The organism is Sulfurimonas sp. (assembly GCF_023228785.1).
Taxonomy (GTDB): Bacteria; Campylobacterota; Campylobacteria; order Campylobacterales; family Sulfurimonadaceae; genus Sulfurimonas.
Genome location: NZ_JALOAN010000002.1, coordinates 90786 through 101129, shown reverse-complemented (window position 1 = coordinate 101129; position 10344 = coordinate 90786). Strand labels below are relative to the sequence as shown.

10 protein-coding genes are annotated in these 10344 nt (G+C 35.8%); all 10 read left to right on the top strand.

Annotated elements, in window-relative coordinates:
* Window positions 1-197, top strand: a 197-nt coding sequence (locus M0Q24_RS01055; protein ID WP_295045966.1) for a nickel-dependent hydrogenase large subunit, incomplete at its 5' end; no start/stop codon positions are given.
* Between the two features lie 9 nt (window positions 198-206).
* Window positions 207-908 carry a Ni/Fe-hydrogenase, b-type cytochrome subunit gene (cybH, locus tag M0Q24_RS01050; protein ID WP_295045965.1) on the top strand — a complete coding sequence of 234 codons (702 nt, stop codon included), beginning with the start codon at window positions 207-209 and terminating at the stop codon, window positions 906-908.
* Between the two features lie 18 nt (window positions 909-926).
* Entirely contained in the window at window positions 927-1472 is a 546-nt protein-coding gene (locus M0Q24_RS01045; protein ID WP_295045963.1) for a HyaD/HybD family hydrogenase maturation endopeptidase, read from the top strand.
* On the top strand, window positions 1469-3139 hold the full coding sequence (locus M0Q24_RS01040) for a hydrogenase (protein WP_295045960.1): 1671 nt from the start codon (window positions 1469-1471) through the stop codon (window positions 3137-3139). The genes M0Q24_RS01045 and M0Q24_RS01040 overlap by 4 nt, the downstream gene beginning before the upstream one ends.
* Entirely contained in the window at window positions 3136-5376 is a 2241-nt protein-coding gene (gene hypF, locus M0Q24_RS01035) for a carbamoyltransferase HypF (RefSeq protein ID WP_295045956.1), read from the top strand. Before M0Q24_RS01040 ends, hypF begins: the two co-directional genes overlap by 4 nt.
* Entirely contained in the window at window positions 5369-6139 is a 771-nt protein-coding gene (gene hypB, locus M0Q24_RS01030) for a hydrogenase nickel incorporation protein HypB (protein WP_295045953.1), read from the top strand. The genes hypF and hypB overlap by 8 nt, the downstream gene beginning before the upstream one ends.
* Window positions 6139-6429: a HypC/HybG/HupF family hydrogenase formation chaperone gene (locus tag M0Q24_RS01025; protein WP_295045950.1), complete on the top strand. Its 291-nt coding sequence runs from the start codon at window positions 6139-6141 to the stop codon at window positions 6427-6429. The genes hypB and M0Q24_RS01025 overlap by 1 nt, the downstream gene beginning before the upstream one ends.
* Window positions 6404-7573, top strand: coding sequence for a hydrogenase formation protein HypD (hypD, locus tag M0Q24_RS01020; protein ID WP_295045947.1), 1170 nt, complete (start codon window positions 6404-6406; stop codon window positions 7571-7573). The genes M0Q24_RS01025 and hypD overlap by 26 nt, the downstream gene beginning before the upstream one ends.
* Before the next feature lie 110 nt (window positions 7574-7683).
* On the top strand, window positions 7684-8682 hold the full coding sequence (hypE, locus tag M0Q24_RS01015; RefSeq protein WP_295045944.1) for a hydrogenase expression/formation protein HypE: 999 nt from the start codon (window positions 7684-7686) through the stop codon (window positions 8680-8682).
* 3 nt (window positions 8683-8685) lie between these two features.
* Window positions 8686-10341: a hydrogenase maturation protein gene (locus M0Q24_RS01010; protein WP_295045941.1), complete on the top strand. Its 1656-nt coding sequence runs from the start codon at window positions 8686-8688 to the stop codon at window positions 10339-10341.
* Window positions 10342-10344: the final 3 nt, after the last annotated feature.

The window sequence follows — 10344 nt, the reverse complement described above, 5'->3', positions numbered from 1 at the left end:
CAAAAGGTGCAAAAGGACCTTATGAGGCAGACTTAGTTGGTCTAAAAATTGAGGACTTGACGCAACCATTAGAGATAATCAGAATCATTCACTCTTATGATCCTTGTATAGCGTGTGCAGTTCATGTAATGGATACAAAAGGCAATAAACTTAGCGAGTATAAAGTTGACCCGCTTTACGGCGAATGTAGTATTTAAGGATTCATTATGCAGAGTAAAGATAAATTAGAAAAAGAAGTAGATGACAAAATAGAGGTGGAGATAGAGTTTACTCCATTTTATAGATGGCATCACTGGATTAGAGTATTTAGTATAATCGCTTTAATTGTAACTGGGTTTTATATCTCAGTTCCTTTTGTAATACCTGCGGTAAACGCTGAGCCAACAAACTTTTTAAATGCAGAGTTTAGAGCAGTACATCAGATATTTGGATTTGTACTGATATCAATGTTTATAGCAAAGACTTACTATTTTCTTTTTGCAAAGAAAAACAAAATGGAAGTCCACTCTTTTAAAGATATATTTTGCCTTAAAAATTGGGTAAACCAAGTGGGTTACTATCTCTTTTTGACAAAGCATCCTAAGATAAGTGGTGCATATAATGTTATTCAACTATTAGCTTATGTAATGTTTTATATAGCTATGGCTGGACTCATCATAACTGGTCTTATATTATATGTTCACAATTATCATGCTGGGATAGGTGGTTTGTTATATGAGCCAATGAGATACATAGAAGCATTGCTAGGTGGCGTAGCTTTTGTTAGAGAGTTACATCATGTCCTTATGTGGGGAGTTATTCTCTTTGTAGTTGGACATATCTATATGGTTGTCTTTAACGCTATTCATTCAAAAGAGGGAACAGTTGACGCTATATTTAGTGGATATAAATGGAAAAGAAAACATTAGTTTTAAAAAGGATTCTTTTTGAAGATTTTAATCTTAGGTATAGGCAATGTCCTCTTTGGTGATGAGGGCATTGGAGCTCATTTAGCAAATTATCTTGATGAGAAGTATGAGTTTAGCTCAAATGAACATGAAGTTGATGTTCTTGATGGGGGAACATTAGCTCATAGATTGATACCTATTATTACTGAGTATGAGGCTGTTTTACTTATAGATTGTGTCAATGTTGCGGATGCTAGTATAGGAGATGTTTATAATTTTGACTTTGATGATGTCCCTGACTTTATAACATGGAATGGAAGTGCTCACGAAGTTGAGATGCTACAAACTCTTCAAATGATAGAGATGCTAGGAGATCTGCCTCCTACGAAAATAGTAGGAGTTATTCCTTTTGTTATCGGTGAGAATAGTACATTTACTATGACTGATGAGGTTTTAAAAGCAGCAATAACTATGGAGAGAGTCATTTTAAAATATATAGAAGATTTTGGAGTGAAGATCACTAAAAAGAAAGATGTCACCTTGGAAGAAGCTTCAAAATATACATATTTAAAGGCTAGTTTATGATATTGGAATTTTCATTTAATTATCTATCATCGTCTTTAATCTATGAGAAGATAATACTAAGAACTCTAGGAAACTTTGCACTTGATTATAAGATGCTAAGAGATAAAGATGAACTTTTTTTATACGTAGAGGGTAGTGATGATGAATTAGAAGCCTTTGCACAGAAGCTCTCACTAGAGCTTCCTCACTCTATATTTTTATATGCAACAGATGCAAAAATTGTAGAAATTATGCCAGAACAAGAAGCTCTTGTTTTAGATAATAAGCCAAAACTCTCAATGCCATTTTGTCCAAAATGTTTAGCTGAAGTTATGGATGAGTCAGATAAAAATTACTATAATATTTTTCATGAATGTGAAGTTTGCGGTTATGATGAAGGTGGTGAATCACGGAGTTATAAAGAAGAGTTAACAGAGATCGCAAAAGAGATAGGCGAGGGCTCAAGTGTTAGCATAAATACATTTTATGGAAAATATTTAGTTGGTAAGTTAGATAAAAACTGCAGTGCGAAAGAGTTTGACATCATTAGTTATGATCTAGGAACTATTGCAAAGTATACAAACGCTACAAATAGTGAAATAGCAGCTCTTGGAGCGATAGAGAAACCACTTATAAAGCTAAAAACAAATGTTAAATTTAAGATGGATTTTGAAGATGTAACAAAGGAGCTTATACGCTTTAAAATGCCAGATGATCTTGTTTTGCATCTTCTTCTTTGTGAACTTAATAAACTTGGAATAGACCTTATTTTTATATCAAAAGATGAAGTTGCTAATAAGAAGAAATTTGAGTTAGTCGAGCAAGCAAAGAAACAAGAGCCTATAGAGATCGTTGTTGGAGATAACCATCTAGCAATAGTAAGTGGTCAAAAAGGTCTGCCTTATGAAAATTTAAAAGAAGACAGAGCATTAGTTCCATATATTGGTGCCTTTTTCTCAGTAATAAAAGAGCATAAGCTAGAAGAAAAAACTGTAGCAGGTATAAATTTAAGTAAAGATTACCACAATAACATTTTGATCTACTCTAAAAAGTTTGGGATGATTGAGTATCTCTCATTTAAGTTTAACTTTGATTCAATTGAAGATGTTTTTAATAAAATAACTGCCTCAGATGAGAGTGGTAAAAAACTAGTAGAGAACTTTAAAAATAGTAATCCTGAACATTTTAACGAGATCAGGGGCATAGTTTTTGAAAAACAAGAGTTTAATGTTTACAAACTATGGGGAATCGTAGCTATAGTTTTAGGTCTTACAAAAGAGAAAAAACCGTTTAATGCGGCAAAAGTTATAGAAGAGAATGCAACTCTATTTTTAGGAACAAAAGGTCCTAGAATAGACTATAAACCAAAAAGAATTGACTCAAAAGTCTACTTAGATCCACTAATGTGCATTAGAACTGCAATGAGCTTTAAACTTGCTAAAATTGATGATCTGACACTTTGTTTTGGGGTAATAGAGAGTTTCGTAGAGTTCTTGTCTTCTGTGCTTGATGAGATAAAAGATGAGATGAAGAGTGACGCGGTGGTTGTAACTGGATCTTTACTACAAAATAGAGGACTCTTTAGTAAGCTAGCTAAAGAAGCCTCAGCAAACCATAAAGTATACTTCAACAAAGAGTTGCCAATTGATGGTAGAAATATTTTATATGGTGGAAATGAGCTGATTTGAAAAGGTTCAGTTATAGTATAAAAGGGCAGGTTCAGGGTGTTGGATTTCGCCCTTTTGTCTATAAAAGAGCAATTGAGCTAGATCTTGTTGGTTTTGTTAACAATAATGAAACTGGGGTAGAGATCCAAGTTCAAGGAAAGGATTTAAATATAGATGCCCTAGAGAGATCTCTAAAAGTTGATCTTCCTCCACTTGCTAGAGTTGACTCTATAAGTAAAAAAGAGATAACTCTTCTAAAAGAACCAAGCTTTAAAATAATAGAAAGTTCACAAAGCTCAAAAAACTCAAAATCAGCACAAGTAGCTTGTGATATTGCTATATGTAAAGATTGTTTAAGAGATATAAAAATCAAAGGCAGATTTTACAACTACTTTGGCACAAACTGCACAAATTGTGGACCTAGATACTCCATAATAAAGGGTGTTCCTTATGATAGAAAAAAGACTTCTATGCAAAGCTTCTTAATGTGCAACGAATGCCAAAAATCTTATGAAGATCCACATGATAGACGCTACCATGCACAGCCGATCTCATGCAATAACTGCGGACCAAAACTATCTCTTTACCGTGATAATATTCAGATAGAGACACAAGAGATCTATAAACGAGTTGCTTCTTATATAAAAGAAGGCAAGATAGTAGCTATAAAAGGTATTGGCGGTTTTCACATAGTTTGTGATGCAAGCAGTGATGAAGTTGTAAAGAAGTTACGAGCATATAAAAACAGACCTACAAAACCATTTGCCCTAATGTGTAAAAGTCTTGAGCAAGTAAAGAGTTTTGCCTGTGTTAGTGAGAAAGAAGAAGAGCTTTTAAGTTCCAAAGAAGCACCTATAGTTATTTTACAAAAAAACAAAAAAGTGGATGATGAGATCTCATTTAACATAGCTCCAAATATAGATAAAATAGGGTGTTTTTTGCCTTATAGTGGCTTACACCATCTCCTTATTGAACATCTACAAAACCCAATAGTTGCTACAAGTGCGAACTTAGGTGATGAGCCTATTATTACAAATAAAGAGACAATAGTTCAAAAGCTCCCTTTTGTTGATGTTATACTCGATTTTGACAGAGAGATAATTAATGGTGTGGATGACTCTTTAGTTCAAGTAGTTGACGAGGAGATTCAAATACTTAGAGCTTCTCGTGGATATGCTCCAAAAGTTGTAAAACTTCCATTTGCATCTACAGAGAAAATCCTGGCAGTTGGAGCAAACCAAAAAAATTCCATAGCTTTGGTTATGGATGAAAATATTATAATATCTCCGCATATTGGAGATTTAGGTTCATTAGAGGCTTTTGGTTACTTTGAGCGAACACTTGAGACTTTTAAAAATTTTTACGACTTTGAACCTGAGCTCATAGTCCACGACAAACATCCAAACTATGAGACTACAAAGTGGGCGAAAAAACAAGATAAAGATCTAGTAGAGCTTGGGCACCATTTAGCTCATATCTATGCTTGTAAGGCAGAGTTTGGGCTAGTTGGTGACTATTTAGGTTTTAGTTTTGATGGCACTGGTTATGGAGATGATAAAACTCTTTGGGGTGGAGAAATATTTGTGGGAGATTCTCGTAAGTACCACTTTAAAAGGGTTAAGCTTTTAGGCGGAGAGAGGGCTATAAAAGAGCCTCGTAGAGTTGCTCTTAGTATGCTTTTAGAGGAGCTTAGTTTTGATGAGATTATAAAGCTTGATTTAGATGTTGTAAAAGCATTTTCTAAAGATGAGATAAAGATGCTTCATCAAAGTTTTACAAAAGATCTAAATGCTCCAAAGAGTTCCTCAGTTGGAAGACTTTTTGATGCTATCGCTTCATTTTCAAACATTGCTCAAAGCATAAGCTATGAGGGAGAGAGTGGACTTTTATGTGAGAGTTTTTATGACAAAAGTATAAAAAAATGCTTCAACTACACCATTGAGAGTGGCGTGGTTGATATGAATGTAGTAGAATACATTTTAAAGTATAAAGTAGATAAAAAAGAGTTAAGCACGATGCTTATAAATACGCTAGTAAAAATCATTATAGAGATCTCGAAAATCGAAAAACTAGAAGTGATTTTAAGTGGCGGAGTCTTTCAAAACAAAACACTCTTAGAGCTTGTTTGTAAAGGCTTAAGAGAGGAGAATATAAAATTTTACTCTCAAAAAGAAACGGTTATTAATGACGGTGGCATCGCTTTAGGGCAGGCTTATTATGTTTTATCAAAAAAAATTAAGGATATAAAATATGTGTAAAGATTGTGGTTGCTCAATAACAGAACAAAGAGAGAGTCATGGACATCATCATGAGGGTTCTCATGACCATCAAGAAGCTCATGCTCACCTACATGATAACCCTCAGTTAAACGATCCTAAAACGATCTCAATTATTACTAAAATCTTAGATAAAAATGATCATGAAGCAAAACATAACAGAGCACACTTTGACTCGCATAATGTTTTGTCGATAAACCTTATGAGTAGTCCAGGAAGTGGAAAAACTGCACTCCTAGAAGCTTTAGCAGATCTGGCAAGCTTTAAATTTAATGTAATTGAGGGAGATCTAGAGACTAGTCGTGATGCAGATAGACTAAAAGCAAAGGGCATTGAAGCTCATCAGATCCAGACAGGTTCAGCTTGCCACCTTGATGCCTTTATGGTTCACAAAGCTCTTCATCATATGGACTTGGGTAGTGTAGATGTCTGTTTTGTAGAAAATGTTGGAAACCTAGTTTGCCCTGCAAGTTATGATGTTGGAAGTCACTTAAATGTGGTTCTTGTGAGCATTCCAGAGGGTGAAGATAAGATTGCAAAGTATCCTGTAATGTTTCGCCAAGCAGATCTAATCCTCTTTACAAAAGTAGATCTACTCCCTCACTTTGAGTATGACATCAAAAGAGAAAAAGAGATGGCAAGAGCACTAAAACCGAGCGTTGATATACTAGAAGTTAGTACAAAAGATGAAGAGTCGATCAAAAAAGTAGCGGCTTGGATAGAATTTAAATTAGGAAATAGATAATGTGCCTCTCAATTCCAAGTAAAGTTGTCAAAATAGACAAAGAAAACGAGATCGCAACTGTTGATACTATGGGTGTACAAAGAGATGCTTCTTTGTCACTTATGAGCGAAGAAGATATAAAAGTAGGTGACTATGTACTCTTACACATTGGTTTTGTTATGAACAAGATCGATGAAGCCGAAGCACTAGATAGTTTGGAACTCTACAAAGAGATCATAGCCGCCATGAATGAAGAAGATAGGCTCGAAGCCATATTAGAAGCAGATGAGTGTCCAAACAGAGGAGCATAGCGTGGAGTTAGAACTTGTAAACTTATATGATGATTTTAGAGATGCCAACACTATAAAAGCTTATGCAAAGATCATAAAAGAAGATGCTAAGAAGTTAAAAACCCCTATAAATATCATGGAGGTTTGTGGTGGACATACTCACACAATTATGAAGTTTGGTCTTCCTCAACTTCTTCCAGCAAACATAAAGTTCATTCATGGTCCTGGTTGCCCTGTTTGTATCATGCCAAAAGAGCGGATAGATCATGCTTATGTTTTGGCGATGCAAGAGGATGTTATCTTGGTAACTTTGGGAGATATGATAAAAGTGCCAGGAAGTAGTGGAACTTTACAAGATGCAAGAAGCAAAGGCGCTGATGTTCGTTTTGTTTACTCGCCCCTAGAGTGTATAAAAATTGCTAAAGAGAATATAACAAAGAAAGTCATCTTTTTTGCTATAGGCTTTGAGACAACAACACCGATGACAGCGGCACTAATCGACTCTGTAATCAAGCAAGATATTAAAAATATCTACTTTCACATAAACCATGTAACAGTTCCTGAAGTGATGCGCGAGTTAATCGACTCAAGAGACGAGCATGTCGATAGTTACAACAACAAAATAGACGCTTTTTTAGGGCCCTCACATGTGAGCGTAATAAGTGGAAGCAAGATCTATGAAGAGTTCCCAAGAGACTATAACCGTCCTGTTGTGGTCGCTGGATTTGAGCCAGTTGATGTTATGCAGGCTATAAGCATGATAGTAAAGCAGTTTGTAGAAGATAGATGCTCTCTTGAAGTTGAGTACAAACGCCTTGTCTCTTATGATGGAAATGTAAAAGCACAAAATCTGATAGATAAGTATTTTAACAAACGAGATCTCTTTAAGTGGCGAGGTTTAGGTAATATTCCAAAGAGTGGACTAAAACTAAGAGATGAGTTCAAAGAGTACGATGCAGAAATGATCTACAAAGATATTTTGCCAATAGGCGAGATAGAAGATCATAAGCTTTGCATCTGCGGAGATATATTAAGAGGAATGGCAAGCCCACCAGAGTGTACAATTTTTGGAACTGCATGTAAACCAACAAGCCCAGTTGGAAGCTGTATGGTAAGTAGTGAAGGCGCATGTGCGGCTTACTATAAGTATGGGAATTTGGTATAAATTGTTTCTTGTTCCCACGCTCCGCGTGGTAACTAATAGGATTCTTGAGATTGAGAGAGTGATTTATATATGCATTCCCACGCGGAGCGTGGGAACGAGGAGGGAATGAAATGACTAAAACAGTAACCTTAGCACAGGGTAATGGTGGAGAAGAGAATAATGAACTGATCTCTAAGGTTTTTTATAAGGCTTTTAACAATGAGATCTTAGCTAAAAGTGAAGATGCGGCTATTATTCATGATGGCGAGTTAGCATTTTCTACTGATAGTTTTACGGTCTCACCTCTCTTTTTTGCGGGAGCAGACATTGGTAAGCTTGCTGTTTGTGGTACTTGTAATGACCTTGCAATGATGGGAGCAAAGCCTAAATATCTTACTTGTAGTGTGATTATAGAAGAGGGTTTTGCTACTAGAGATCTAGAGAAGATCGTGCGAAGTATGAAAAAAGAGCTTGAAGTTAATGGGGCTTTGGTTGTAAGTGGCGATACTAAAGTTGTACCTCGTGGTAGTGTTGATAAGATTTTTATAAACACTAGCGGGATCGGTGAGGTGATAAAAAAAGGGATCAGTTCTAACAACATTACTATGGAAGATCTCGTCATAGTAAATCGTGATATTGGGTGTCATGGAGCGGCTATTTTTGTCGCTCGTGAGGGCATTGAGATGAAGAGTTCACTAGAGAGTGATTGTGAATCACTCTACCCACAAGTAAAAGCACTACTTGACGCTAATATAAATATAACTGCCATGAGAGACGCTACTAGAGGCGGAGTTAGTGCAGTTTTAAATGAGTGGGCGAAGCAGTCAAATATCTGTATAGAAGTAGAAGAAGAGAGTATTCCTGTGAGCGATGAAGTCAAAGGGATCTGCGAGATGTTAGGCTTTGAAGCTACTGCTTTAGCAAATGAGGGTACTTTTGTTTTGGCTGTAAAAAAAGAGGATGCTCAGAGGGCTGTGGAGATCTTAAAAGGTTTTGAGAATTGTCAAAGAGCTACCATAATTGGTAAAGTCAGCGACACTCATATGCAAAGAGTTATACTAAAAAGCAGTTGGGGAACTTCAAGGTTTTTAGAGACTCCAAGTGGTGAGTTACTTCCTCGGATCTGCTAAGAGATGAGAATTCTTCTAGTTGTATCTGCTTTTAACTCTCTAACTCAGAGAGTTTTTTGTACTTTGCAAGATCTGCGTCATGAAGTTAGTGTTAAATACGCTGTAGATGATAGGAAGATTTTAGAAGAGATAGAGAGATTTAAGCCTGATATTATATTTTGTCCATATCTCAAAAGCTACCTCTCTGCGGATATCTTTTTAAAAGTTCCTACCTTTATACTTCATCCTGGCATCAGAGGCGATAGAGGTCATAACTCACTAGACCACGCTTTAAGAGATGAAAAGAAAGAGTGGGGCGTTGTGATACTTAAGGCTAATGAAGAACTAGATGGTGGAGATATCTACGCGCAAGTAAGATTTAAAATGAGAGAGAGCTATAAGGCTTCTATCTATAGAAACGAAGTCTCTGATGCTACGATAGAAGCACTTTTAGAGCTTTTAAAAAACTTACAAAACAAGAGCTTTCAACCCATAAAGCAACTAGAAGCTCCCTTGCATCCTTATCTTAAACAAGAAGATAGAGCTATAAACTGGCAAAAAGATACAACAAAAGAGATTATAAAAAAGATACATTTGAGTGATAGTTATCCCGGTGTTAGAGATGAGTTTTTAGAAGTTGAGTGTTATCTTTTTGGAGCTCATGAAGAAAAAACCTTGCGAGGAGAGCCAAAAGAGATAATTGCCAAAAGAGATGGAGCTATTTGCGTGGCAACTGTTGATGGTGCTTTGTGGATAAGTCATCTCCAAGAGATAGGTAGCTTTAAACTTCCCTCGACTTATGTTTTAAAAGAAAAGATAATAGGTGTTAAAGAGATACGCATTCCTTTAATAAGCGAGGTAGGAGAGAAAACCTTTCATGAGATAAGTTCTAAAATTATCGGTGAGGTTGGATATCTCTACTTTAATTTTCATAACGGTGCAATGCATTCTGAACAATGTATAAGACTAAAATACGCCTTTGAATACTTAAAGGAGAGTTGCAGGGTTATAGTTTTAATGGGTGGAGTTGATTTTTTTAGTAATGGCATCCATCTAAACATATTGCAAGACTCAAAAAAGCAGGGAGAAGATGGTTGGAGTAATATAAATGCTATGAACGATCTTGTGAGATCTATTCTTTATGCAGACGATGTTATAACTGTCGCATCTCTGGGCAAAAATGCAGGAGCTGGTGGAGTGTTTTTGGCACTTGCATGTGATTATGTAATTGCAAAAGAGGGTGTTGTCTTAAATCCTCACTATAAAACTTTGGGGCTTAGTGGGAGTGAATATCATACTTTTACCTTGCCAAAGAGAGTTGGCGAGGAAAAAGCTCAAGAACTTTTAAATGAGTGCTTGCCCATAAGCGCAAATAGTGCATTTGGGATTGGTATGATTGATGAAGTTTTTGAAGCTGATGGTTATTTTGACTCTTTAGATGCATTTGCTCAAAAACAATGCGAAGATGAAGAAATATATAGTGATTTTTTATATGAAAAAGAAGATAATCTATCTCAAAATAGTTCTACTCTGGAGCTAAAAAAAGAGCAAGAGTTAAAAGCAATGCATCCAGAGTTTTGGGATGAAGATAGCTCTTTTCATAAACTAAGATATGATTTTGTACACAAAGTGTGTGCTTTAGAGACACCGAAGAGGTTGAAAAATAAAATCAAGGAATAAGAG